The sequence below is a fragment of the Sphingomonas endophytica genome (assembly GCF_001476895.1).
Classification (GTDB): domain Bacteria; phylum Pseudomonadota; class Alphaproteobacteria; order Sphingomonadales; family Sphingomonadaceae; genus Sphingomonas; species Sphingomonas endophytica_A.
Genome location: NZ_LDTB01000202.1, coordinates 1 through 531, shown reverse-complemented (window position 1 = coordinate 531; position 531 = coordinate 1). Strand labels below are relative to the sequence as shown.

Below are 531 nucleotides of genomic sequence, written 5' to 3'. Positions count from 1 at the left end.
TCTATCCTCTTTGTCGGCAGCGTCAGATGTTTATAAGAGTCAGGTCCGGGCCGCCGACCCCCCGGGGTCGGCGGCCCGGACCGGGTAACGAGAACGGGAAGCCCGAACCATGTTCGGACTTCCCGTTTTTCGTACGAGCTCGGCTCAGTGGCCGGATTCCTTCAGCCGCGCGAAGGACTCGTCGATGATCTTCTCGGCCTCGGCGCGGTTCAGCCACTCCGAACCCTGGACGTACTTGCCCGGCTCTAGATTCTTGTACCGCTCGAAGAAGTGCTTGATCGCGGACAGCTCGAACTCCGAGACGTCGGACAGGTCCTGGATGTGATCCCAGCGGGGGTCGCCCGCGGGCACGCACAGCACCTTGTCGTCGCCGCCCGCCTCGTCGGTCATGCGGTACACGCCGACCGGACGCGCCTCGACGATCACACCGGGGAACACCGACTCCGGCAGCAGCACCAGCGCGTCCAGCGGGTCGCCGTCCTCGCCGAGGGTGTTCTCGATGAAGCCGTAGTCGGCCGGGTAGCCCATGGA

General features: G+C 65.3%; 1 protein-coding gene. It reads right to left on the bottom strand.

The features are described 5' to 3' along the window. Positions 1 to 144 precede the first annotated feature (144 nt). Positions 145 to 531, bottom strand: a 387-nt coding sequence (locus NS334_RS16735) for an inorganic diphosphatase (protein WP_058756997.1), incomplete at its 5' end; no start/stop codon positions are given.